The 23,729-nt window shown below is 42.9% G+C and carries 26 protein-coding genes; 6 read left to right on the forward strand and 20 right to left on the reverse strand.

Features of this window, described 5'->3' with window-relative positions; translation table 11 throughout:
• Positions 1–132: 132 nt before the first annotated feature.
• The gene (locus tag BLS59_RS20125; RefSeq protein ID WP_091151940.1) at positions 133–510 is read left to right on the forward strand and encodes a hypothetical protein; all 378 of its coding nucleotides are present in this window, start codon (positions 133–135) and stop codon (positions 508–510) included.
• Positions 511–691: 181 nt separating this feature from the next.
• On the opposite strand, the gene mobC is transcribed toward BLS59_RS20125, so the two are convergent.
• From mobC to BLS59_RS20145, 4 genes are all read right to left on the reverse strand, one after another.
• The gene (gene mobC, locus BLS59_RS20130; protein ID WP_091151942.1) at positions 692–2,680 is read right to left on the reverse strand and encodes a conjugal transfer protein MobC; all 1,989 of its coding nucleotides are present in this window, start codon (positions 2,678–2,680) and stop codon (positions 692–694) included.
• 18 nt (positions 2,681–2,698) lie between these two features.
• Entirely contained in the window at positions 2,699–3,997 is a 1,299-nt protein-coding gene (locus BLS59_RS20135) for a relaxase/mobilization nuclease domain-containing protein (RefSeq protein ID WP_091151944.1), read from the reverse strand.
• Positions 3,985–4,374: a plasmid mobilization relaxosome protein MobC gene (locus tag BLS59_RS20140; RefSeq protein WP_240315293.1), complete on the reverse strand. Its 390-nt coding sequence runs from the start codon at positions 4,372–4,374 to the stop codon at positions 3,985–3,987. The genes BLS59_RS20135 and BLS59_RS20140 overlap by 13 nt, the downstream gene beginning before the upstream one ends.
• 186 nt (positions 4,375–4,560) lie before the next feature.
• A complete protein-coding gene (locus BLS59_RS20145) occupies positions 4,561–5,472 on the reverse strand; it encodes a toprim domain-containing protein (RefSeq protein ID WP_091151948.1) in 912 nt (303 codons plus the stop codon).
• Positions 5,473–5,682: 210 nt separating this feature from the next.
• Here BLS59_RS20145 and BLS59_RS20150 point away from each other — a divergent pair, with 210 nt between their 5' ends.
• Both BLS59_RS20150 and BLS59_RS20155 read left to right on the forward strand, forming a co-directional pair.
• Positions 5,683–6,345, forward strand: a complete 663-nt coding sequence (locus BLS59_RS20150) for a CFI-box-CTERM domain-containing protein (RefSeq protein ID WP_091151950.1) — start codon at positions 5,683–5,685, stop codon at positions 6,343–6,345.
• Between the two features lie 80 nt (positions 6,346–6,425).
• On the forward strand, positions 6,426–7,478 hold the full coding sequence (locus tag BLS59_RS20155) for a hypothetical protein (RefSeq protein ID WP_143014181.1): 1,053 nt from the start codon (positions 6,426–6,428) through the stop codon (positions 7,476–7,478).
• A 62-nt stretch (positions 7,479–7,540) separates the two neighbouring features.
• Here BLS59_RS20155 and BLS59_RS20160 read toward each other — a convergent pair whose 3' ends face one another.
• Both BLS59_RS20160 and BLS59_RS20165 read right to left on the reverse strand, forming a co-directional pair.
• Positions 7,541–9,028: a sensor histidine kinase gene (locus BLS59_RS20160; protein ID WP_091151954.1), complete on the reverse strand. Its 1,488-nt coding sequence runs from the start codon at positions 9,026–9,028 to the stop codon at positions 7,541–7,543.
• Between the two features lie 78 nt (positions 9,029–9,106).
• Positions 9,107–10,003, reverse strand: coding sequence for a cation diffusion facilitator family transporter (locus tag BLS59_RS20165; RefSeq protein WP_091151956.1), 897 nt, complete (start codon positions 10,001–10,003; stop codon positions 9,107–9,109).
• A 197-nt stretch (positions 10,004–10,200) separates the two neighbouring features.
• Here BLS59_RS20165 and BLS59_RS20170 point away from each other — a divergent pair, with 197 nt between their 5' ends.
• Positions 10,201–10,494: a hypothetical protein gene (locus tag BLS59_RS20170; protein WP_091151958.1), complete on the forward strand. Its 294-nt coding sequence runs from the start codon at positions 10,201–10,203 to the stop codon at positions 10,492–10,494.
• A gap of 69 nt (positions 10,495–10,563) precedes the next feature.
• Here the strand turns inward: BLS59_RS20170 and BLS59_RS20175 are convergent, their stop codons facing one another.
• The gene (locus BLS59_RS20175; RefSeq protein ID WP_091151959.1) at positions 10,564–10,782 is read right to left on the reverse strand and encodes a hypothetical protein; all 219 of its coding nucleotides are present in this window, start codon (positions 10,780–10,782) and stop codon (positions 10,564–10,566) included.
• 204 nt (positions 10,783–10,986) lie between these two features.
• Here BLS59_RS20175 and BLS59_RS20180 point away from each other — a divergent pair, with 204 nt between their 5' ends.
• Positions 10,987–11,745, forward strand: a complete 759-nt coding sequence (locus BLS59_RS20180) for a hypothetical protein (RefSeq protein WP_091151961.1) — start codon at positions 10,987–10,989, stop codon at positions 11,743–11,745.
• A gap of 227 nt (positions 11,746–11,972) precedes the next feature.
• Here the strand turns inward: BLS59_RS20180 and BLS59_RS20185 are convergent, their stop codons facing one another.
• From BLS59_RS20185 to BLS59_RS32045, 12 genes are all read right to left on the reverse strand, one after another.
• The gene (locus tag BLS59_RS20185; protein WP_091151964.1) at positions 11,973–12,776 is read right to left on the reverse strand and encodes a PRTRC system ThiF family protein; all 804 of its coding nucleotides are present in this window, start codon (positions 12,774–12,776) and stop codon (positions 11,973–11,975) included.
• Entirely contained in the window at positions 12,773–13,492 is a 720-nt protein-coding gene (locus tag BLS59_RS20190; protein WP_091151965.1) for a hypothetical protein, read from the reverse strand. Before BLS59_RS20190 ends, BLS59_RS20185 begins: the two co-directional genes overlap by 4 nt.
• A complete protein-coding gene (locus tag BLS59_RS20195; protein WP_143014183.1) occupies positions 13,489–14,586 on the reverse strand; it encodes a hypothetical protein in 1,098 nt (365 codons plus the stop codon). Before BLS59_RS20195 ends, BLS59_RS20190 begins: the two co-directional genes overlap by 4 nt.
• A gap of 56 nt (positions 14,587–14,642) precedes the next feature.
• Positions 14,643–14,861, reverse strand: a complete 219-nt coding sequence (locus BLS59_RS20200) for a PRTRC system protein C (protein WP_091151968.1) — start codon at positions 14,859–14,861, stop codon at positions 14,643–14,645.
• A 26-nt stretch (positions 14,862–14,887) separates the two neighbouring features.
• Positions 14,888–15,406 carry a PRTRC system protein E gene (locus BLS59_RS20205; RefSeq protein WP_091151970.1) on the reverse strand — a complete coding sequence of 173 codons (519 nt, stop codon included), beginning with the start codon at positions 15,404–15,406 and terminating at the stop codon, positions 14,888–14,890.
• Positions 15,407–15,726: 320 nt separating this feature from the next.
• Positions 15,727–16,269 (reverse strand): hypothetical protein, encoded by a 543-nt coding sequence (locus BLS59_RS20210; RefSeq protein WP_091151971.1) that lies wholly within the window; start codon positions 16,267–16,269, stop codon positions 15,727–15,729.
• Positions 16,266–16,616: a penicillin-binding protein gene (locus BLS59_RS20215; protein WP_091151973.1), complete on the reverse strand. Its 351-nt coding sequence runs from the start codon at positions 16,614–16,616 to the stop codon at positions 16,266–16,268. Before BLS59_RS20215 ends, BLS59_RS20210 begins: the two co-directional genes overlap by 4 nt.
• A gap of 38 nt (positions 16,617–16,654) precedes the next feature.
• Positions 16,655–17,086: a hypothetical protein gene (locus tag BLS59_RS20220; protein ID WP_091151975.1), complete on the reverse strand. Its 432-nt coding sequence runs from the start codon at positions 17,084–17,086 to the stop codon at positions 16,655–16,657.
• Between the two features lie 26 nt (positions 17,087–17,112).
• On the reverse strand, positions 17,113–17,487 hold the full coding sequence (locus BLS59_RS20225; protein ID WP_143014184.1) for a hypothetical protein: 375 nt from the start codon (positions 17,485–17,487) through the stop codon (positions 17,113–17,115).
• Positions 17,488–17,536: 49 nt separating this feature from the next.
• Positions 17,537–18,610, reverse strand: coding sequence for a DUF932 domain-containing protein (locus tag BLS59_RS20230; protein WP_091151979.1), 1,074 nt, complete (start codon positions 18,608–18,610; stop codon positions 17,537–17,539).
• Positions 18,611–18,658: 48 nt separating this feature from the next.
• Positions 18,659–19,054 (reverse strand): single-stranded DNA-binding protein, encoded by a 396-nt coding sequence (locus BLS59_RS20235; RefSeq protein WP_091151981.1) that lies wholly within the window; start codon positions 19,052–19,054, stop codon positions 18,659–18,661.
• Complete coding sequence (locus tag BLS59_RS32045; protein WP_205411318.1) at positions 19,033–19,350, reverse strand: hypothetical protein; 318 nt, start codon at positions 19,348–19,350, stop codon at positions 19,033–19,035. The genes BLS59_RS20235 and BLS59_RS32045 overlap by 22 nt, the downstream gene beginning before the upstream one ends.
• Before the next feature lie 525 nt (positions 19,351–19,875).
• Between BLS59_RS32045 and BLS59_RS20240 the strand changes: the two genes are divergently transcribed.
• Positions 19,876–21,351 carry a hypothetical protein gene (locus tag BLS59_RS20240; protein WP_091151983.1) on the forward strand — a complete coding sequence of 492 codons (1,476 nt, stop codon included), beginning with the start codon at positions 19,876–19,878 and terminating at the stop codon, positions 21,349–21,351.
• Positions 21,352–21,423: 72 nt separating this feature from the next.
• Here the strand turns inward: BLS59_RS20240 and BLS59_RS20245 are convergent, their stop codons facing one another.
• Entirely contained in the window at positions 21,424–23,724 is a 2,301-nt protein-coding gene (locus BLS59_RS20245; protein WP_162842708.1) for a T9SS type B sorting domain-containing protein, read from the reverse strand.
• Positions 23,725–23,729 lie beyond the last annotated feature (5 nt).

The following is a 23,729-nucleotide window of genomic DNA, read 5'->3' on the forward strand; positions in this document are numbered from 1 at the left end:
AGCTAATTGTAGTATCTAATCATCTCTTAACTGACCAGGCTTTGGGTATAGATGCAAAAGCGTTAATTTTATTGAAGGCTTTTTTCCAAAAAAAATGATCCCTGCGTAATCTGCCCTTAATAATCTGCTCTTATGAAAAATGTACCTGTGGCTAATAAGCCTTGTGAAGTATTGTGTTTTTTTCCGGTGGAGGTGCCGACCCAGGAAGGGGATGCCTATGTTTATCTTACGATGGATGTCGCTACTGAATTCCTTTTCCAGACCGGTTCTGAACTCAGTAATGATATTGATATGGTTGTAAAACATATCGAACGGCTTTTAAATCATAAGGATTTTAACCGTTGTAAAAATCAGGCATTTACGCTGGTGCTGCATAAATACGAGGCGTATCAATCTAAAATTGCCGCTATTATTGAGCCTTATGGCGGTAAACTTGTAATAGATGAAGTTTATATTTTTGAGAAGATGATCCCTGCTATAGAGACCATTTTCAGGAACATGGCAAGATAGACCATTCTTTATCCAGGCACTTTTAGGGGAAGTATTGCAATTTTCTAAACTTCAATTCTAGTTTGAAATTCTATGTCAATCTGATCTATTGGTTCAAATTACTAACACTGGTGTAGTTGTCCGTCGTTAATCTGAATACTAAAAATCCGGCCTTATCACGAGGCCGGATTTCTTTTAACTATTATCTTGATTTTTTTTGAACAATAAGATGCACCAACATCGGGTCGGAGGACATCCTTTCCATTTCAGATTCTACGATATCCTGTACTTCCTGTTTGATTTGAAGATAATTTCTTTGAACCATTCCATTATCCACCTGCCTGATGATCGGGATGGGTTTATAGCTTTTTTCTTCGGCTTTCAGAGCATCATGATCGTTGATTATTTCACAGTGGAATGCTTTCAAAGCAATTTTATTATCCGGATCGTCTGCCACCGTTCCAACAAATTCCCCGCTCGATAAACCGGATATTTTTGATGCAGGAACCGCTGCTTCCAGTTGCTTGCTCTTGCTAATGGAAGTATCCTGGCTGTTGATAGAAAGGCTTTGACGATCCTGCATAATCTTCCCAATCCGGTCAGATAACAGCTTAGAAGTATCGCCTGTAACCTGCCCTGATACAACATTTCCTACGATGCCCATAATTACATCAGCTTGCTCCTTGCCATAGTCTTTTCGTAGCTGAGATAGATCCTGGATACCCAGGGTAGTTGACACTTTATTACTCCTTGCCGTAGCTATCAAACTATCAATGCCGTTTAAATAAATGGTTGGAAACTCATCAAAGATCAGACTGCTTTTGAGTTTACCCTTTTGATTAATGAGTTTCACAAGGCGATTTACATACAAGGAAAGGACAGCGCCATAGATCTGTATTTTCTGTGGGTTATTACCCATGCAAACCAGTTTTGGCTCTTCGGGGTTATTGATATCCAAAGTGAAATCCTTGCCTGATAAAACATAATAAAGCTGGGGTGATGATAGCCTGGCCATTGCTACTTTGGCCGATGCAATCTGGCCTTCCAACTGCTCCATCACGTCATTCAGATAGGCATTTACAAAAGGGTTGATCAATACATCTATTTCCTTTTCCAATCTCAGCACCGTAAATAAACTATCATAATCCAGCTGCATAAATTCGATTACATGAGGTAGTGTACAATACAAACCACCCTGATATTTACGTAAGAACCAAATGATCGCGGATAGGAAGTTAATTGGTGATTCCACGAAAAAATCTCCTTGCTTCGTTATCCATTGCCTGTTCAATCCCATGAGAATAGTACGCGCAGATTCTGATGCATCTGTTATATCCAACATGCCTGATGGCTCTAATGGATTACAGCGGTGGCTTCGGGTAAGATCATCAAAATTTATAAAATAACACTCGGATTTACCTTTGTATTTATCCTTGTTCTTTAACCAGGTATTATATACGATGATCGATAAGTCAGGAAATTTAAAATCGTAAATGAACATGGCATAACCTTTTTTGATATGCTGTGTAATCACGTGCCTAATGAAAAAATAGCTTTTACCTGCACCTGGTGTACCCAATACCAATATGCCCCGGAAAGGGTTGATAACGTTGATCCATGAATTCCTAACCTTACTTTTTAGCTTATACTTTGCCGGTAAATTAATACTGTATTCATTTTCAATTAAGCGCTCTTCCTGCGGGAACGTTTCGTTTTCGGAGTTGAAAATATCATGCTGCAGGCTATCCTTGATGATCCTTGAAAGTAGCGTTCCACCGGATAATGTGAGCATAAAACCGGTGCCAGTTATCGCCATGTAAGCAATGGCTATGGTAGTCACCGGCCATTGGATCAATAACAAAAGGTAACTGATGAAGTATAATAATAAGCCGGTCAGGAGATAGGCAAAAGCCGTTTTGTAAGTTTGCTTTTCATCCTTTTTCCCTTTGGCACCAAGTAAGGAAATACCTAAAAAAACCAAAGCAACTAGCTTCGATTTATGGAAGTTGCTGTATAATCCTGTATGCTGAATGTTGCCGACCAGCCTGTCTGAAAAGACTGATACAAACTGCCACTCCTTAAAGGCGGCATAGAGATAATAATAAAAATGCAGTGCCAATAGCACTATGGCAATCATCCTTGTCATATCAAGGATCTTTCTTAAAGCCTGTTCGTTTTCACCTGTCTGCATCACAATTTGTTTTAAGAGTTATAAATGTTTGGACTTCTTCTTCTTTTTCTTTGGGCTTTTCCGAAGTTCAAAAGGAAGATAATTACTACTGTATTCAGCTTGCATGAGTTGCTCGATAAGTGTTTTCTCCGCATTGCCTTTCTGTTCCGGCCCACTACCCTGCGAGGGATCGTTGTGAGGATTATGAGTTTGCTGTTTGTGCTTTTCTTCCTTATTATTGACCTTTTCCCTGATATTGGAAATGATATGTGTTTCAGACTGAACTTCATTTTGCCTGCACCTTTCCAATATTGCAGCAGCACTAAATTGTTTTCCAAGGTCGCTTCCGTTAAAAATGCTTTTAGTACGATGGTCTATGCAGGTAACACCATAAATAAAGCCGTCCTTGTTACGCCTGAGAACAAGGTCAATGCCTTCCTTTTTCAAAATACCTGCTAGCTTTTCGATACCGGCAACGGAAGTGCGCAAGCATTTATCAATCGTCACCCTGGCCTTGGCTTTATGCTTCTGCCGTTCCACATCGTTACGTAAAAATCGTGCTTCGATATCTTTTAATAATGCTTTTTGGTGAAAGGCGCTTGCCTTGATCGGTGTACTTATGGGCTTGCCTTCTTTATTGATTATCCGGTAGGTCAGACCCTTGTTTTTGTACATACGTGAGTCTTCATCGCCCCGCTGCGCGGTTACATTATAAAGCTGCAACAACGCATTTAGCTCAGCAAGCGATGTGTATTTATAACTATTTAACACACTGCTGAGTATAGATGATATGGCCCTTTTAGACGATACCTTACCATATTGTACTACAGCCGGATTAATGGCTTTAGGCTGGAACAATTCTTTTTTATGATCCTCCGCTTTGACAAGCCCATACTTAATTTCCATTTCCTTGCGGGCAGGCTCAGAAAGGATTTTGCCGATGTTATTCGTCTCAATCCGGATTCCATCATGCCTGACGGTAGTTGTCAAAATATGGACGTGCGGGTGCCCGGAATCGTAGTGCTGATAAAGGAGAAAGGGCTGGTCACCAAAGCCAATTCTATCCATATATTCCTGTGCAAGCTCTTTTAAAAACTCTCTGGAATGCTGTTCTTCCGGTGCGAAATTTAATGAGATATGGATGCAATTACGCTTCACAGCCGGATTACGTTCCGCCATTTTCAGCAACATATTCAATCTCATTTTTTCGGTCATATCTTCCAGATCCATTGGGTAGTTTACAGCCATCAGGCAATCTGCAACGCCCTCCTGCACCTTGCTTTCATTATAAAGGAAAGCGCCCCTGATTGATGTGCCTGAGTTAATTACTGCAACCATTGCTCCGTGATTTTATTCATCATTAATTTGATTTCCTGAATGCTTGACAGCAATATTTTTCCGCTGTTTCGGTTACTATCCACCCATAGTTTAATCTGCGGCTCATGGTCCAGTGTATGGAGTTTATGAATGCTCTGATTGTAGTTATTGGCAATGCCGTTAACCGTTTTGAGTAGTGCGGCAAACTCTGCAATAAGGGCATCAGAACTAAGGTTGCGGTAACCCGCAATCATAGGTTTGCCAAGGAGGATAGTTCTTGCATAATTGCTGAATTTCCTTTCTGTGGTCTTTGAAAAAGCCTTTTCAATTTGCAGATGTTCGGCTTCCGAAAGGCGTAAGTGGAGCCATTTGTTCTTAATGCTTTTGTTCTCTTTCATCACTGGTTCTTTTACACGTTTACAATAAAAATTACATCAAGTACTGCCCGCGAGTTTCGAGTATGGGGCAGCAAAATAGAAAGTGTGACACTTTCTGACATTTAACCAATTTCGGACGGAGCAGGAAATTGGAATAGCTTTAACAACATGTATAAAGCCTGTTACCATTTACAGAAAAGCTAGTCGTTAAAATCGTAGGCCCCTTTTGTTTTTGAGGGCAGGAGTGATCTTGGTGGCTTGATCTCTAATGAAATCATTGAGGTCTTCATGGCCATTATACAAGCTGCTTTTGTCTTGATAAGTAGGATTTAACGAGCAGGCATAATTTGTAAATTTCCGGCCGGCTGCATTACCATCCAGAAAAAGGTTTGCCTGTTTGTAACCTTCCATTATTGGCCTTGCTTTCTCAAAAAAAGAAACGCTGTTGAGGATAAGAAAATCAGTCTCTGGCATTTTACTATTTTGATGGAGCTTTTGAAAAGAAAGAAAATTAAAAAAGCCCTCAAAAACAGCCAGTTGGGATTGCCCGTTATTTAAATGGGTAAAGCCTTTTGGGGAACTGCTGCCTTTGAAATATTTGCTTCGTAATTCATAGCCACCCAGATCATTTTTAAAGCCAATGGCAAAATAATCTTTGCCGCCATTATTGTAGCTGACCTCATTGCAATATTTCTGAATAATCTCTTTGGGGATTGAACGGCTTTCCGCGTACTGCAACAAGGCAAAATTGCTAAGTGGCTTCACGAACGTTATAACAATGTGGTTGCTTTCCCCTGGCTGAAAATTTGCTGAACGTTTTTCCGGGACCGGCAAATTAAGATTACTGCTAAGTTTCCGGAGTAATTCCCCAACAGTGCAATGGTAATACTCCACGGCAAAATCTACCAGCTTACCGCCTTTGCGTTCGCCGTGGTCATACCAGCGATTTAGCTTTCGGTCGACCTTAAAGGATGGTGTGTTTTCGTCCCTGAAAGGGCTAGTGTACCAATGCTCATTTCCTCTTATTAATTTCGGCTCTAGGCCGATGGTGGCGAGGTAATCCACCATGTCCATTTCATTAACTGCCTCGCACGACAGCCTCTTGCACACGTTTTCCATCTCACAAATCTTTTTAAATGTGAGACAAAATTAGATAGCCTTATCGTAAAAAAGCCACCTCTTTAAATTCTAAAGGGGTGGGCATTTGCTGGGGGAGCAACCGGCAATTGGAATAATTCAAGAATCAACATCCTAAAATTTAATGAGTTGATAAACTTCTAATGGTTTGGGTTGTATTATGAACACAACATAAACCAACGAACACCACTCATGACAATTAGCAAAGAGATAGAGCAGCAGATTGAATTACTGCTATCACAAAATAGAAAACTTGAAGCCGTTAAGTTAGTAGTAGATACAACACATTGCGGCTTGAAAGATGCCAAAGAATTTGTAGATAATTTTAAATCGGAAGGTTTTTTCGACTCTACTAAACCTGCATCAAAACGCGATATAGATTCCGAATTGCTAAAGTTGCTTGCCGACGGTAATAAACTGTCTGCCGTAAAACTTTATAAAGAAGCTACCGGCCTGGGTTTGGCTGAAAGTAAAGACTATGTTGAGAATTTGCAGGCACGCGGTTTTAAATCCGCCTCCGATCCGTTAGCGCCTCCAACCTGGGCTTCCTCATCCAAGAAACGAGATACCCAAATTGATGAGCTGGTCATGGATCAAAATGCTAAGACAAAATCCGGATGTTTTATTGCTACTGCTTGTTATGGGGATTATGATGCTGCGGAGGTTTTAGTTTTAAGAAAGTTCAGAGACGAGCGGTTAATGCAGTCATTTGCCGGAAAGGTTTTTGTGCAGTTCTATTACGCTATCTCACCTTTCCTCGCGAAGCAAATAGACAAATCGGATGCTCTAAAAAAATACATCCGAAATGGAATTTTGAATCCCATCATTGCCAGGCTACAGCAATCAGAAAAATAAAGCGTGCTGTATAGGTCTAATAAATCTAAGTAATAAATTTCAAAAAAACTTTAGGGTAATAACCGAAACAACTCACATCAATGAAAAAATGGAAATGGTATGTACTAGGAGTTTTAGGGATCTCTATACTCGCCATCGCTTATTCACTTTCGGACTTCTCTCTGATGAATATTTTGCCAAAGGGATCGCTGCCTGAAAAATATAAGTCCTATAGGGAGATTGCAGAAGGATTTGCTTCAAAAGAATTTCAAGTCTCTCTGCTTTTTAGCTCCGACAATGAAATGCGCCTAGGAGATTTTCCACCCATTTTTAACGCAGCAAAAAATACCGTCATTGTTGCCAGGCAAACGGAAATTAAAAAAGGGGATAATACAGAATTGCACAAAACATTTCTAAAGCTGGATGCCAATGGAGAACTGGTAGATTCCCTGACATACAATAAAGACTGGCCGATGGATTGGGGTGGATACTTAATTACACCAAAAGGTTATTGTAGCTGGATACTCGACGGTAATAAAGAAGTGTTTCCCTATGCAGAAGAAAATGGTTCGCTCACTGATGACAGTACCAAGATTTCTAAAAGGTTCCTTTATCTCTATCAGGCATCCGAATTTGTTTATTACTACAATCATTGGGATATGGATGATCCCCGTTTGCAAAAATTAGAAGTAGATAAAGCACTTTTTTATTTTAACGGAAAATGGGTAGCCTTATACGGAAAGAACCTAAGTGACCTTTCCGTTCAAGGTTATAAAATAAAAGGAAAATCCCCGGTAGGTGATATGGTCAACAGGATTGATAATACGAATCTGGACAAACGGAATCCTTTTATCTACATGGAGCATTTCCAGAAAGAATATTATCGGAAAAGTCATGGCCCCTCTTTTGGCAGTCCTACGGGTAATTCAAGCCCAGACAGATGGGAAGGTACGGGTTATTTTGATCTTATACTTAAAAAAGACACCCTTCATTTCAAACAGGATATCACAAAGGATGAGGACTGGCACTCGGCAAATATGTCGCCTTTCAGCCCTCCAGTTTACCTCTATTATTTCACTAACAGTCAGATAAATTTCGGTTTGTTCGCCAACGACAATTTCCGGCTTTATTCGATAAAAAAAGGAAGGAAATAACTTAGCCTCCCGACCTTTATTTAAAAGAACCGTACCATTCTAAATAGGGGTAATCCCATAAATCAATATGGTAATCTAAACCAAAAAGTACTGCCCTTACCCGGTTCGCTTTCTGCCCATATTTTACCGTTATGCCTTGTTACGATCTCGTGACACAGATAAAGTCCGATGCCAAGCCCGGAAACTTTGGCATTGTCATCATCAACACGGTAATACCTTGAAAAAATATGTTCCAGTTTTTCACTTGCTATACCAATGCCATAATCTTTTACGCCCAGCTTGACACCATGTTCATCAGCAGTTATATAAACTTCAATTTGGTAACTATCCGGGGCATACCTGATCGCGTTGGTCAGTAAGTTTATGATGACCTGTTCGATCCGGTGCGCATCACCTTTAATAATGCATTCTGAAATAGTAGAATGAAGCGTTATGCTATGGGCTGTATTGGTATGGGATATCAAACCGACCGCATCTTTGGCAACGTTACAAATATTAAAATCCTCAGCAGCAAAATGCAATTTACCAGCTTCTATTTTTGAAACGTCCAGTAACTCATCCACCAAGGAAGTAAGTTTTTTTAGCTGTTGTTGTGCCCTCTGTAAAAAGTCTTTTGGCTTTTCTTGGGATAAGTGCAGTTCCAGTAGCTGCAGGTATCCGTTAATACTTGTCAAGGGCGTTTTTAATTCATGGCTTGCAAGTGCTATAAACTCATCCTTTTTGGCATTCAATTCTTTCAGATGTTCATATAGCTTTCCAATTTCTTGTTGCGATGTTTGTTCTTTACTAATATCGCGGGCAATTTTTGATGCACCAATAATTTTGCCTTTATCATCAGTTACGGGAGAAACTGATAAAGATATGGGGATTAGACTGCCATTTTTCGCAAGTCTTAATGTTTGAAAATGATCGATCTTATTACCTTTTCTTACTTCCCCAATGATAAAGGTTTCTTCGTTAAGACGGTCGGCAGGAATAATTAGTGAGATATGTTTACCCACCGCTTCCGCTTCGGTATGACCGAACATCTTTACTGCTGCCTTGTTCCAACTGGTAATGATGCCATCCAACGTTTTGCTCAGGATGGTATCATCGGAACTGTCTACAATAGCGGCTAAAACACCATCTCTTTCAGCGGCTATTTTTTGATCAGAAATATCCCTTGCAATTTTGGAAGCACCAATAATCTTGCCCTCGCTATTATGGATAGGAGATACGGTCAATGAGATGGGTACCATAGTCCCATTTTTTGCCTGCCGAACTGTTTCAAAATGAACGACTTTTTCTCCTTTGGCTACCTGTCCGATAATAAAAGCTTCTTCGTCCAAACGCTCAGGCGGAATGATTAGCGTTATATGCTGACCAATGGCTTCCCTTTCCGTGTAACCAAACATCCGTTCGGCAGCAGGATTCCAGCTGGTAATAATACCCTCCAATGTCTTGCTGATGATGGTGTCATCTGTCGATGCTATAATTGCAGCAAGCATCGCGTGCTTTTCCTCGAATGGGTCTAATGCACCTAATTGCGGGAGTTTGGCATCGTCCTTCATGCAGTAAAATTAACTAATAATACTTCTAATTGTTGTAAGCTTTTTTCAAAGGCAATGAGTAATTTAAATACCTAGTAATTATACTTTATTCCTATTGAATGGCTCAACATGGATCAAAACATCCTTGACGCTTAGGCCACTGTTTAATAAACTGTCTTTTACCTGATGAGCTATCGCATGTCCTTCAGCAACTGATAAATCTGCTGCAACCTGGATGTGGAGATCTACAAAATATTCGAAGCCCATTTTCCGGATATAACATTTTTCAACTGCTTCCACATGAGCGATACCGGATGCTAAAATCCTTACTTTATCAACCATTTCTGTGGAAGGAGCTGCATCCATAATTTCGGCCAGTCCCGGTCGCATTAATTGTATGGCATTATACATGATTAACACAGAGGCAATAAGTGCAGCCCAATCATCCGCTCCTTCGTATCCTTTTCCGCCTATCAGGGCTATGATAATTCCAATGAGTGCAGCAATAGAGGTAATGGCGTCGCTTCGGTGATGATAAGCATCAGCCTTAACCGCGTTGCTCTTGATTTCCTTTCCTACTTTAAGCACATAGCGGAACATGGTTTCTTTAATAATGATGACTACAAAAAGTACAGCAAGTGTGAATTTTTTAGGAAGCGTATGCGGTGTACGAATAAATTCAATTGCATGCCAACCAATCCATATGGCCGCCGCCATCAAAAACATGGATATTACGATTGATACAAGTGGCTCAGCTTTTCCATGGCCGTAAGGATGGTCAGCATCTGCGGGCTTCATTGCTATTCTTAACCCGATCCATAACAAAGCGGAACTGAATACATCAGCTCCCGTTTCTGTTGCGTCGGCAATCAATGCATAGGAATGCCCAAGATAGCCGCTGATGGCTTTCAGGAAAACAAGAACCAGGCTAATCGCTATACCTAATTGAGTTGTTCTGATCGCCCTTTCTGAAGGATGTAAATCAATGCTTGCCATTAGCCTTATTTTTTGGTTTAAAAGGTGACAAAGGTACTGTAAACAGGCTAAGTAAGAAACAAATTGTCGTCTTGAAACAACCATATCTAATATCATTTTAATTGCGGCTTTACCCCTTTAAATTCTAAAGGGGTGAAATTCGTCCGTCTGCATTAATTTTGATTCTTGTTTAGTGTTAACGATTAAAGTGCAGAAAGATGAACAACAACAACGAAATGGTAAAGATGTATGAAACCATGCTGAGCTTACCAAGTATGGATGAAACCGTGAAGTTTAGCCAGGGCATCCAAAGGAAACAGGTTTTACTTTTAAGCCTGATGATTGAAAAAGGGCTTGGCAGTGATAGCCCTGAAATTAAAGATCTCTTGGCTGCCATGCCGGAAAGTACTGTTGGCGAGCTTAAAAATCTTTCGGCTGAGTACCTGCAAAAAGCGGGGTTGACGGAGCTGAATGAAAAGCTAAAATTATTTGCCGGAACGAATAAGAGCTAGTCGTTTCGATTCAAAATCGTGCAAACAAAAGGGGCTGTCCAAAGACAGCCCCTTTTCTGATAGTTGTAATTATTTTTTTGCAGTTGCACTCTTAGTAGCATGCTTTTTGGCAGCTTCTTTGGAGTTAGTACGTGCATGTTCAGCATGTCCTTCTGCTTCATGTGCATGAGTAGCTGCTTTTTCATCATTACCTTCAGTATGCTCTTTATGGGCATTACGATGGCTTTTTGCTGCTGCTTCATGATGGTTAGCCGCTTCTTCGTGGTGGCTGTGTTTTGTATTTGGCATTGTAAAAGATTTAGTTAGAATAGTAACACAATACCTGATCTTTAGTTGAAATGTGGTTTGTTATTAACAAGCTAATTTTAGAACGGCCAGTGATTGGTTATAGGTGTAACCAACAACAATAAAATAATAAGCTTATAGGAGGTTATCAATTTTTCCGCTGAAGCAGTAGCTTCTTTGTGAATGAAAATGACAAAAATTCCATTGATGGCCAGCTTAATAGTTTTGCTTGCCGCCTGTACCAAAGAAACGAAGACATTGCCAACCACCCATGACAACCAGGGTCAAGTCACCGAATCACTGCGCATTAAGATGGACCAACAGGCAGCGAATCCGAAAAACCCTTTCGATTACATTGGATACTATCACAACATTGGGCTGGATTCACTCCGGCATTTTGTAAAGGCAAACAAGGATACTACCAGGGCCGGAAAATATGCTTACCTCAGCCGGTATTTTAAATTGAATTTCGGCGAGGATGTAAAGCTGGTTTATCGTCCGAAGGAAAAGCTGGCCTGCACAGATTACAAATCCATCTGGCTCAATCAAAAAGTATCACCGGCTGCGCAAGGTTACTGGAAGGCGTTAAGCGAAGTGCCGCAAACTATAAAAGACCTTAACCATTATGATGCGTATAAGCAACAGCTGACAGCTATTGAAAGTAAGATCATGGCCGATAAATTAGGGGCTGATGAAAAGAAAAACCTGCTCATGACTGCCGCTATCCTGCGATATTCCGGTTATTATTGGATCAACGCTTTTGCAAATGGAGAGGTAGCCGAACATAGTGGAGGAAGCGGCATGGCCATGCCTGATAGTTTCCTCAGAAAGATAGGAGGTGTTATTACCGGTATTTGTGCCGATGCGTCTGTTGTTGCTGCAGGTTATATTTCCGGTGATTATTCGATAATCGGTGACGCTATATTATGGAGTGAAGTGTGTGGTTATTATACCGGGTGGTGGTAAGAAAGTAATAGGATTGGCTTAAGAGACAATCAATAAGCTCACATTTCATACCATACAAGAGGAAGGCTTATACCCTAATGGCAGAATTGCCAAAAACAAACCCGCTGCCCTTATCCCCGGATAACAATCTATAAAAGCATTTATCATCGGGGATAAGGGCAGCACCGCTTTAACGCGCCAAATTCCCCCGGAGGTACGGAGGGGGATTTGGCGGTTTTTAAGCCGCTTTACGCCACTTTTATCGCATCACTGCGCAATGTATTCAAATTAAGGAAAAAGCCCCGATTTTCGGTCATTCCGTTGCGAAAAAGCTGCCATAAGACGCTGCCGCCCATGTTAGCTAAGGTAGGATTGATAAATAAGTCCTGTTTTTCCAGCGCTTCCGCTGTTGAGCAGGAAGGCGTATTGCTTTCGGTCTTCGCCTCTTGTTCCAATAAGTCTTTATATTCATCGGTAATCATAGGCAGAACCGCCACTGGATGATACTTTTTGGACTTGGGTTGTGCAATGGATGAAATGGTAGAAAGAATGGCCTGACCTGTAAATTTGGAATTACCGAGGTCTAACCAATACAGTGGCTTATCCCTGTCCCCTGAATAATCTTCATGGTTGGCTTTCAAAAATGCAGCCAGATCAAAACGGGCTTGAACCGTATCAACGCAGCTTATGTACAAATTAGTCACCGCTTCCTGTTGTATCTTATTGCCCGCTTTATAAGTAAACTTATCTTCAACCGCTTTCCAGTTTGTGCCAAGCGTGCGGTTAACATTATTTATCCTTGCAACGGATTTGCAAAGCCCGACCTCTGATTGGGCAAAAAGCTGCCGTCCGAGATTTGCTTCGGTCACTAAATCATCATCCCAAAGATTAACGTGTAATCCCGCATGTCCCAATGCTTTTAAACAATGGTTTATCCTGACGAGTTGGGTAATCATATTGCTGCCCGTTCCCCCTGCACCGATTTGGGTAACCGTAATAGGATTGGTGGGGTTGATTAGATAATTGTCGGCAAAATGCATGGCTGTTTTCATCGGATTAGTTTTTTTAGGCTGTATGTGCTTTTGATTAAATTTTTCTGAGGGAACTTTTTATTGGTATCTGCAAGGCTTTTGTAAAGCTGCACGATATTGCCCTTTACAGGGCTTTCGTTGCCTATCAGGTGACTGAAACGGGAGTTAAAGAAATACCGCTGCCATGCTTCCATAAAGTCTTCGAGGCAACCGACCGCAATGATATTGATATCCACATTGCCCATACATACCAGTCCATTTTCGTGAATATTAAAAAATGGTGCGCGATATAACTGGCATTCTAAAGTTGCTTCTTTTCCATCTGCAACCGCATAGATATACAGCTTGTCTTTTCCCGCCTTCCATATCAGTGAGGGCAAGGGGTAGAGACCATCGGTAATGGTCAGGCCATCGGTGAAGAACAGGTTGACCTGTTGCGGTGGCGTTTGCCATATGACAAAGCCGTTGCTTTCAGGGCTGATATATAAAACGTTTTTTGGTAACAAGCCATTTGGCCTTAAATAATTCCTGCTCGTTTCCCCCGATATGTCCAATGCCTTTGAAAGTTGGCTGCTTTCCTCTACCGTTAATGGGTGCGCATTGATGGGGTTACCACTTTTACCAATATCATAGGCTTCCACATAGACCTCCTGACGGTCATGGTATTTCCTGCGGTAGATGAGCAAAGCGGATTGCGGGATAAAAAGTTCCCCGAAGTTTTCTGTAAGTGCGTTCATGACCTGTTGTTTAATAAGTAAATCAAATCTTCTAAAAGCGGCAGCAGCCTTTGTTCGTAATCGAATGTTTCCACGCTGATTTTTTGGTTTTTGCCATAGATGGTAAATGCTGCGGGTTCGTCCATATCCACGGATTCGCCCAACCTTTCATTCACCATTTGAAACAGTCCGTCAAACAATGCACCGTCACTTGTCGCCACGAACGAAACATATTGCTCTATTCGGGTAATTTGTTCATCTTCATCCTCGCATTCCATCGGGATAATATGACTGTAAATATTTGTATCAGGATAGGCTTGCCACAACTGGTAAATGTCTTGGGCAAGTTTTAAAATTTCCCGTTCCCAATTGTTGCAGGGTCTATAGGTTTCCATGCGCTGATTGAAAGTTGAAAAGTGGCTTTCATGGCGCAGCTTTTTCCTGACGATTTCACCATAGTGATGAACAGCCCTGATTTCGTTCAACTGGTTAGCCACGTCTTCCTGTTCATCTTCGTTGTGGTGTTCATCTGTAAGCCATTCTTCCAACATTTCGTACTGCCACCTGATAAAGCTGCTTGGGCTGGTATAGCAGGGAATACCTGCATGGTGATAGAGGTACGCAAATACGGATAACAAGAGCTGTGCAGTCTTACGGCCTTGTTTGCCTTTAACTTTGGTCAGTATAAATAAGGGCTGTATCGGTATGTAGTAAAGCCTTTGGCGGGTGTTCATCCGCTTGCCGCTGTCGATTAAGAAAGTGCAGCCTAACAGGTGAACGTCCTTATCGGGTTCTATCCTCCGAATTTTACGCTCCGCATCCCATGCGGATAAAAGGAGGTTATAAGGATAGGCTTTTGTACTAACGTCCAGTAGCTGCATGGGGTATGCTGATTGCAGCAAAGCAAGGCTTTCAAAGTATTGTTGTTCCAACGGTTCTTTGTCGGGCAGCGCTTCGCCATCTTCGACATAAAGGGGCAAAAAAGAGTGCCTTAAAAAATCAGGGGCAGGTTTGCCGCTGCTACGCTTCGGGGTTGTTCCCTTCGGGCTGCGGCTGCATCGGGCAGTACGTTTTGCTGCTCCATGAATACGGCTATGTTCTGATATAACTTGCATAATTGTTGGTCTTTTACGGGTTTGACAAATCCATTCTTTTTTGTTTGTTTCATGGCTTATCCTTTTGTACCGATGGTTGTTTTAAATTCATACTGCACCGTATCATCGTTGATGGTCGGCCCTTCGATGGTAGCGGCATTTAGTATCGGGTAGGTATTGGCGTAGAAATTCTGAACGGCCTGTGGGCTGAATTTGGGTTCGGGGTCTGCAAGCCTTACCTGCTGCCCTTTATCTTTAAAAAGAAATACCCGTTCTAAAGTTGTTGCGACTAACATGATTTTTAGTTTTAGAGGTTGATCAATCAGATATTAAAAAGGCTCGGAGCAAATTTTGCGGAAAGGCTTTCCCTGCGCTGCCTGAGCATGTCGGCCTGTTCGGGGTATTCGCCTGGTTCGGGTACTTTCATCCATGCCTCGCGGTGCTTGCCTTCGGCCTCCAGTTCATCGGCCTTCTTTAAGGCTGCATCGAATTTGTTTTCTTTCTCGCTTTTTTCTTTGACCGCTTTGACCGTTTTGTTCTTTTCCATTTTGCTTTGAAGGGCGGCTTCTTCCTGCTGCTTCATATAGCTTTCCATATTGACAAATATTTGGGAGGTTGTTTGCAACGGTGCGGAGATGCTTGCAAAAAAACCTTCGTCCAGTTCTGCGGCTGTGCCTTTGAGGTTCATAGGAGGCACAATCTTTTGTGCATCATCGCCACATGCGGGGTTGTTTAAAAGAACCGTTACCCATAGCTTGTTTTCATTACTGAACCTTATGGTAATATTGATATCGCCCTGTACCTGTAAGTCGAAAAGGGCTTGAAAGAAATTCGTTTCCATGTTCTTATTTTTTAGGATGATTAATAATTGTTGGGAGTGTTTTATCGGGTTGGCTGTTGTAACCTTTTATGGCGAGGCATAAGCCAACTATTAGCAGGATGATACCTATAAACTTCACTAGCTTTTCAAAAAGCGTTGTAATGACCGCTGTCCCATAACTGTTATAATACTGCAAGCCTCCAATGCCCCTGCGGTTAAACCTGCGCCTTCCTACAAACTAGCAAAGCAGGAAGCCTATCCCAATAGCGACAATGCCGTGTGTAAATGTTGCTGTGGTATGCTGTATGATTTCCATGTTTATTGATTTTAAATGAGTGTAATTAACTTGCCAAAGTTTCCAAGTGGTTTGCGGTTTGGCCATCCTTTGTGAAATAGTATTCATTGGCTATAATGGTATATGTTATGGCGGCCTCACTGGTGAGGTAGTCGTATTCATCATCAAGAATTTTCAGGTAAGCGGATTGCATTGATTTTAAAAAGCGTTCTTCCACCTCATCAAGTGCATTATCCAAGCCCTCCACATCTTCAAAATCCCCGTTTGTTTCTTTCGGCCACTCGATTACTATGCTGTCCCTTTCTTCCCTGAATGCGGATGCTATTTGGTAGGTAGTGGTTTTTTCGCCATGACCTGCAATGACTAGGGATGCGCATTTGATGGCATCGGCCATAAAGTCCGCATTGCAATACTTTCCCCTGCCTAATTCAAAGCCAGTGATTTTAAGCCCCGCATTTTCCGCATCCCCGTAAGTGCCTTCCCACCACCTGTCAAACACATTGATATCGTCATAAGCGGCTATGGCTTTTTCTTTACCCTCCGCTGATAGTTCAGCGAAGGGATAAAGGTTGAGTTGTATAGTTTTCATAATTTCCCAGTTTTAGGAGAAAGGCTTTTGACATAGGCGTTATAACGGTTAGTGATATTTTTGCCTAATATGAACCTGTCATTGGAATAGTTATAGGATTCTTCATAAAAGAAAACCGCTTTTTTGGGAAGGTTCAGGGCATAACGATAAGTTGAATTAACCCTTAGCTCGTTCATGCAGCAATGCTCTTCCAGTAAGGCCAGTTCCTGTTCTGCGTCTCCAAGTTCCAATAATGGCAGGATGAGCTGTTCAACGATATAACCGTGTTCAGGTGCGCTGCTGCTGTCTGCAACACAGGTGATTTGTTGGCCGTTGCTTAGTGTAACATATAGGTTTGAGCGTGTCATAGCTTTTGTTTTTGTTTGTTGTTATTCTTGATTTTTGTTTAAAGGCTGTTCGTATTTATGCCAATAACCTGAAAGGTTTCCTGATCGATAATGCGGCCACAGGAAGCACACAGGTAATGGCATTCCCAAATTGAGCCAATGAGCGGTTCCATGATATTGCCTTTCGGGTCGCAGGTTTCAAAGCCATCCCTGAAAGTGTTGTTGCCACAGATGCACTGCCAGTCGTCCATGTTTTCCTCCGTAATAAATTCGGGTACGCTTTGAGCGGTGGTTGTACCTGAACTGCTATGCTGTAGCATGACCAGTTGTCTGTAAACATCACGCCAGTACGTTGTTCTTTGGTGTTCAAAACGGATAAGGGATTCGGTGCGCTGCTCGTGCCTGTAACGTAAAAACTCCCTTACGATATTGATGGCTTGTTCGGGGTCGGTAACTTCTATTACCTTGCCCTGCAAATCTTTGATTTTCATAGAATGTATTTTTAAGAGTGGATGTATTAAGGGTTAAAAATGAGGTCAACGGCCTTTTGAAATTTGGGTCTTTTATCCTGCTTTGCTGCGTAGCTTGCAATGCAGTCGTTGGTAAAGAGGGCGATGTGTCCGAAGAATAACTGGTCGCTGAAAACCTTGCTGCTTTTGACCATGTTGTAGCGGTATTTTTTGATGGCTTTCTCCGCATCTGCTGCAAGGTCAAGCCAAAACATAAAGGGCATAAAACCGCTGTCCCATGTTTTCCGCAGTTCCGTTTCATGTTCCCTGAGATAGTTGCATTTGCTTTGGATGGCCTCTATAATATTTTCGGTTTCATCGGGGAAAAGGTCGGCCAGTAATTTGGCCTTATCGGTGTTGGTCATTTGATGTAATGCTTTCATGATGGTAAGTTTTAAAGGCGGCCACCTGTACAGGCAGCCGCCTAATGGTTTAATTGAATTGTAAAATGCTGCTGCCTGATTTTGCAAATTCCTGACAGATGTTAAAGGCTACTTGGGTGCGGGTTGCAGCCGTTCCACCCATGAGGATTGACTTTACTTTTGCTTCATCGTCACGGTAATTGCGTACGTTTTGGAAGTAGCCTGTTACCGAGTTGAATGCCCCGAACAGCGTGCCTTTGGTCGTTTCCAGTTGCTGCGTTTCGCTTGTCATGCCGTAGGCGAATACATCCTCACAGGCGTTCTTGTAAACGGTCGATAATTCGTCCTCTTTGCCTTGTTGCAGGAATTGCAGTGTTTCCTTGTTGGGTGACATAGCCAGTCTTATCAATTTTTTCACCTCAGCGTCTGTAATGCGTACGTTAGCCCATTGGTTAAAGATGCCGTCCATTTCTACCGATAACCTGTGGGCGATACCCATTACTTTGTGGGCTGTTTCCAGTCGTTGTTTGGCACTTTTGGTATGACGGATACGGACAACATTGGTCATATTTCCCAATGCTGCTGCGAGGGTGTTTGCGCATACCACACGGATAGGGGTAAAAGCTGCGGTGATACTGCCGCTACCGTCATGTGCAGTAGATAGCAGGAGATATTTTTCAATCACATCGTCCCCGTTTCCAACCCTGATATAGTCGGGCAGCTTTGCGGTGATGAATACCCGTTCACCGTTGCCGAGCGCACCTGCGGTTTCGTATTTTACCGAACAGTTGGCACCTACGATAGCATCAAAAAAGGCGAATGCATCGGCGTTCTGTACAATCTCGTAATCCTTGCCCACTACGCCGAGTACCGTATTGTTATCAGTGCGAAGCGTAGCGTAATAATCAGGAACGGTAATGTTTGAACTGTCTATAATTTCTCCTTCGGTGCTGATGGAGATACCATTGCCATGTGTGAAAAGCGGTGCTTTAATTACCTCGTAATCCAGTCCCGCGAATTGCATCGCCTCTGCAGATGTGGGATAGTCCTGTACGATTTGGCCGAGGCCATGCCAAGCGATTTCCTTTACGGAAAAGAAACTGTGCCTTCCTGTCTGCTCGTTGAAAAAAATGTTATGTGCCATGATATTTATTTTTAAATTTTGGTTGGAAAATGTGGTTGGGGGATGGGGTTAAAATGGCAGGTCGTCTGCATCTGGCCTTTCCTGATTGATGCCTTCTGTGTCCTTTCCTGCGGGCTGTTCAGTGTTGTCCTGCTTGTTGACCCATGCTAAGATTTTGATGTTGTTGGTGTTGAAATTCAGGGATGCCTGTGGCTTACCTTCTTTGTTCAACCACGCCTCTGCCGAAGCCCTTCCCGAAAGGGCTACAACGGTTCCTTTGGTGAGTATCTTGGCTACGTTCGTCCCCAACCAAAAGGCACAGCGGAAATATTCGGTGATGGTGTTGACCTCACCTGATTTTGTTTTGTAGCGGTCGTTTACCGCAATGCTGAAATTGACTACTTCTTTGTTGTTTTTGGTTTTGCCGATGATTGCATCTGCTGTTAACCTTCCTGTGATTTCCATCTTTTTTGATTTTTTAAATGATTAATTTTTTTAAACTTTCTTTCTTTTTTTTCAACCGCCCCCCGGAGGGTTTTTTCCAATGGATGAGCGGTAAGAAAGAAGTCAAAGGAGACGTGGACGGTAAGGGGCGGATGAACCGTTAGTCCCGAAGGGTGGTCGCGCGGCAGCGCGCCATCAAAGGTTCGTAGCCCCGGCGGCCACGTATTTTTGATGCACTTTTCGCCGCTTATCTGTTGGAGGGAAACTCGGAGGGCGCTTGGAACAAGTCGCCCTCTTTCAAAGGAAAATACAGGCACGCAAAATTGTAGACATGACTCAGCAGCCTGCCCAGGAAAAACATGGTTTAATCAGTAAAATATAAAGGCAGCAAGGGGAAACCGGAAGCGATGGTAGTGGCATCCTTCGGAGAAGATATAACGGACAGCGCGGGCCGCCTGGGCGGCTCCGGCATAAAAAGTAGCCCAAAAACAATCTATAATTATTCCTGAAAGGAGTAAGAGCCCGTTTTTCGTGTGGCTATTTAGGGGATTCAGAAGCCCGAATGGGGGATTCAGCGTACCAATCAGGGGGATTGGCAATCTTAAAAAGTTAACGGTATTTCATGAAAGGCAGACCCAGGGTAACTTAGTTCAACCCAAGCGTAACCCCGGCGCGGATAAGAAGTACCTGCTTATGAAAACGATATTATTACACGGTGCAACCCTGCGCTATTATCAAAAACACCCACCATAATTTTCGGTGATGCTGAACTCAGAATCGGCTAGCATAAAATGAACAGAAATTTAATCAAATCATATCCATGAACATTAAAAACTATACTCATGAAAAAAACCATTATCCTCGCCACGCTGGTCATAGCTACCTGCGTGTGCATCCTTTTCGCGTGTAAAAAGAACCAGCCAAGTCCTGCATCCAATGAAGCAATGGCCTCCAAAAATCCTTCGCTAAGGATAAATGCAGTTACGTGTAATTTTGTTGACCTGACCGGCACGCTTACGACGCAAACCCTTTCCGCCAGTAACGTTTACCGGTTAAACGGCATTGTTATCGTACCGAGCGGACAAACTTTAACTATACCCGCAGGCACAGTGATCCAGGGCGTACAATCGTCTACAAATCCCGCCTGGCTTGTAATAGAAAAAGGCGGTAAGTTAATCGCTACCGGAACGGCCGGCAGCCCAATTGTATTTACAAGCAACCAGCCCGCAGGATCACGCAATCCCGGAGATTGGGGTGGCATTGCTTTTGCCGGAAATGCACCGACCAACGTTACCAGCCTAAGTATCCCTTTAAAAACACCTGCAACCTCTTATAACTTAGTCGGAGGTGGCAGTACACCTGCTGATAATTCCGGTAAGCTGCAATACGTGCAGATACTTTTTGCAGGTAAAGCAAATTCTACCGACCCGCTGGCTCAATCAGGTTTGATCTTAAATTCGGTGGGAACCGGCACCGCTATTGACCACATACAGGTGAGCAATTCGCTTAACGATGGTATAGCAACTTATGGTGGCACCGTAAAGCAGACTTTTATGGTGAGCTATAACGCAGGCAGAACTGATTTTCCGATCTCATTTGGTTATGAGGGGATTATGCAAACCCTCGCAGCTATGAGATTAAATAATTCTGCCGTACCGCCTAGCAATGCTTATGGTTTCGAAATAAGTAACAATGCCAGGACTACTTCTACAGCGACCCCATTGACACAACCGATCATCAGCAATGCGACCGTCTTAGGCCCCAACCATTGCAGCGGAACAACTGTTAGCAGTAATTATATCGCCGCTGTACATTTCCGTTTGAATGGCGCGGCCAAGTTTTATAACAGTGTATTCGACGCATGGAATACTTCAGCTACCCAAGCCGGGCTGTTAATGGACGATGCAGGTTCGATTGCACAAACGGCATCTAACAACCTTGAATTTTCCTATAACTCATTCAGTAATTCAGGGGCAACTCCTTATTCTATCGGTAGCCTGTCATGGACAGGCAGTGGCGGATGCAGTACATCATTGCCTGTTTGGATCACCGGCGCGGGAACATCAACCTGTAAGGAGGCTGGAAACCAGTTCAGCGTTACAACGCTTGGTTATGACGGCAGCTTCTGTAATGATTTTTGCAGCAGCGGATTCACGTCTAATTTTGTGTTAGGTACGACAACTTTATCTGCACCAAATTTTACCTGGGATACAGGCAGTGCATTTAACCATGTAACTTATCGCGGTGCTTTTGGCAGCACGGACTTTACGCAAAGCTGGACCAACTGGTGTGCGCAGAACACCGCTTATTGTTTATAAAACACTATAAGTTTCAACCAGACTATAAATAAAAAAGGGCGTCCGCAGACGCCCTTTTTTATACTTGATTGATTACCTGATCAGGGTAAGATCCCCCTTATACGTTTTCCGTTTTCTATCGGGATAATCCAATTCGATTATGTAATAATAGGTTCCTACATCACAAGGCTTCCCGTTTTGCGTTCCGTCCCAGCCCATTTGGCCATTGACTGTACTGAAAACTTCCTGTCCAAAACGGTTAAAGATCCTGAATGCCGCTACTTTCTGATAAGTGATGCCTGCTATCCGGAACACATCATTAAGCCCGTCTCCGTTTGGTGAAAATGCATTGGGTACAAAATCAGGCATGGTATAATCAATGTTCACGTTGAGATAGCCGGTGTCCATGCATCCATTTTGCGCTATACCGATCACCGCGTAAAGCGTAGGCTGTAGTGGCTTAGCTACAGGGTCTGCTTTATTGGCCGAATCCAGGCTTCCGGAAGGAGACCAGGCATAGAGCAAAGCACCGGTTACATGAACTAACAGGCTATCGCCGTACCGGATAGTCGTATCCCTTGGGGAAGCCACCACAGTCGGTTTCGGCAAATTCGTAATGGTAGCTGAAAGTGTCGTATCGCAACCGAAGGCAGATGTGAGGTGCAAGGAATAAGAGCCGGAATCCAAACCCAGGATCGTGTCCCCGTAAGTACTTGAGTGCTCACGTATAATGCTACTATCCGCTGTTTCCCATACGTAAGTTAACACTGAAGTTTCACCGCTATCAACAATTGCCTGAATCCTTCCCATAAACATACCGGGACAGCTTTGATTGGCTGAAAGTTCAGGAAGACGAATTAACCTTACATGAAAGGTGTCCGTAGTATAATTGCAGTTTTTAAAGTAGTGCACGAAATAGGTACCTGAATGCATCACCTGCCTTTGTCTTTCTGTGCTTCCGTCCTCCCATAAGTAACAACTGCCCAAACTATCAGCAAAGAGCATAAGAGAGTCTCTGAAGCAAGCTGTGGGATAGAAAACCATTCCTGCAACAGTATCCGGCGGAGGCGGAGCAACAACGATCTTTTGCTGGATCGCAGAGCCACTAAAACCGCTTACAAAAAAAGACTTCTCGTAACTGTTGTTAAAGCCATTAGCTACAATGGTGTTGTATTGCGGCTGGCAGGCCGGACCAAGTAAGTTGGGTTGGTTGATGGTATGAAAAGCAGCACCCGGATTAAAGCCGGGAGGTACATTGACCGGATACTTACAGGTAAAGCTCCCGTTATCGACATAGATCTTACCATCCGGCCCTAGTTTCATTTCCCCCAGGGGATTTGGCGTAGTAAAAGCACAGACTGATCCGATTGGTGTGATAGATGGATAATTCGTAAGGATCAGCGTTTTTGAATTGGTGATCGCCTGGATGGTCGGCAACGATAAATCATACTGGTATAGCTCTCCGGCCATCACGGGTTCGGTTGATCCGTCCATATGGTTTTGCGTCGCGTATAATCTGGTTCCGTCAGGAGAAAAGCAAATATCCCTGAAGGTATAATTATTAAAGAGGCTTTGATTGCTCGGAAGCACATTTCCGGTCGTATCGAGTACCCTGGCATTTTTCAATTTTCCGCTGCACTTCTCAAAATCATACATTTCAATCCCTTTCCAGGAGGTCGTTGCCAAGTGATTGCCATCGGGACTGACCTTTAAAAAATCAGGATATACGATCCCATAATAATCGGGTAACGGAAAATTGCTCACCGGCGAAAAGACACTACTTGTATCAATCCCAGATGCTGTTACATGGTAGCTATAGTACCCGTTAGTTGTCCTGCCATGGACGACCAACCAAATACCGTTACATCCCTGAAGCGCCGTCATTTTCTCGGCTATTACACTTCCGTAAGGTGCAAAGACTATATTTTTCTCATTACTTACGACCGCACCTAAACCGCCATTCAGGCTCATGTCAAGTAAAGTATATAACAACCCATTGGAATAGGAGTAAATGATATAATACTGGTTATTGTTGCCCGGGCGCGGGATCACAACCGGCATACAACCATCTGTTTGCATACCGGTTAATAAATTACTGTTAGATATGGGCGTCCCGTCAGGACGAAACAGGTTCATCAATGTGCCGGAAGGCGAGTTAGTGGTCATTCTCACCACAAACCTTAATGCCCCGTTTGGAAAACAAACTGCGGAACTATAACCTACGGCTGAAGATACAGGCACAACCGAAATGCCAACCGGGTTCAAGTTAAAGTTTAAAGCCAAATTTGAATTTCCCCCTTCGGGACTAAAAGTCCAGATGTTATTTTCTCCCTGCGCCCGAAGGAACATAGGGCTTAAAATGAATAAGAGATAACCTAAAAATTTCCTGGTCATGAACA

Origin of the sequence: Mucilaginibacter pineti (assembly GCF_900101875.1) — a bacterium.
In the GTDB taxonomy this organism is placed as follows: Bacteria; Bacteroidota; Bacteroidia; order Sphingobacteriales; family Sphingobacteriaceae; genus Mucilaginibacter; species Mucilaginibacter pineti.